The following is a 1,205-nucleotide window of genomic DNA, read 5'->3' on the forward strand; positions in this document are numbered from 1 at the left end:
TATTTAATTCCACCCACCTACTTATATGAAGGACGTAATATCCTAGTTAGGGGAGCTTGGGGTATTGGTAAAACTGCTTTGATTTTTAATTTAATTAACCAGTTACAACAGGAAGTTAACCAATTAAATGAAAAAATGTTATTGCTTTATATTAGCAGTATTCCTGGGGAAAGTTCCACGGAATTTTATCGTGCTTTATTATTAGCTGTAGCCGATAGTTTAGCGGATAGTGATCAAGAATCAAGAGACATTGCTAATACGCTTTTAGGGTATTCTATCCAACGCAATAAAACCACTATCGAAGGGCAAGTTAAATTAGGCTTTTTATCCTTTGGAAGACGACAAGAAGTTCCTGCAAATTCAGTCACTCCCACAGATAAAATTGATCCCTATCCTTTACTCATTCGTTTATTAAATAGAGCCGAAGAAATTTATTCTCGTATTGTTATTGCCATTGATGATTTTGACAAAAAAGACCCCATTGTTGTCCAAACAATTTTAGAAAGTAGTTTAGATTTATTTCGGATGGGAAAACATCGAGGATTTATCATGACAGGAAGAGGCTTTACCGAGCTTCAAGAAGCAACCTTAAAAGCCCTTGGTATCTTTTCTGAAGATATTCCCCTTGAACCCATGAGTCAAGATGATTTACGTCACATTGCTATTAATTATCTTAATAGTGCCAGAAACGAACAGCGAAATGATACCTATCCTTTCACAGAGGAAGTCATCAATTTAATTACGGGTTACGCTCAAGGAATTCCTCGAGAACTGAATACTATCTGTGAAAAAGTATTACGGCAAGCTGCTTCAGCAGGATATGAAACTATTGATGAAACTGCTTTTTATTCAATTTGGCAAATCCTTCAAGAAAAATTTATTTATCGCTTAAGTCCTGAGTTTCGTCATTTATTATACGTTGCTCATCAAGCCGGTGGCATTAGTGAGAATATTTCTGATCAAACTTTGGATAAACTTGATGCTATAACCTTTGTTGCTCTCTTGCCCCAACTTAAATCGATGGAAGAACAAGGATTATTAATTCGTCAAGAAGATCAAAGCGGTTTTCGTTTTGTTCCTTCCCAATTATTTCAACCTAAGTTACTCCCTGAGTCTCAGTCTGAGTAAATAATAAATAGCTCCTTCGATGTACAGGGTGAGCGCATCTCAAACGCTATTAAGTAGGTAGGCGTTAAAAGTTGTCA

At 36.1% G+C, this 1,205-nt stretch carries 1 protein-coding gene; it reads left to right on the plus strand.

The annotated features are described in order from the left end of the window. On the plus strand, positions 1-1,128 hold a 1,128-nt coding region (locus MICAI_RS15985; RefSeq protein ID WP_039900325.1), incomplete at its 5' end, for a P-loop NTPase fold protein. Positions 1,129-1,205 lie beyond the last annotated feature (77 nt).

Origin of the sequence: Microcystis sp. T1-4 (assembly GCF_000297435.1) — a bacterium.
Lineage (GTDB): Bacteria > Cyanobacteriota > Cyanobacteriia > Cyanobacteriales > Microcystaceae > Microcystis.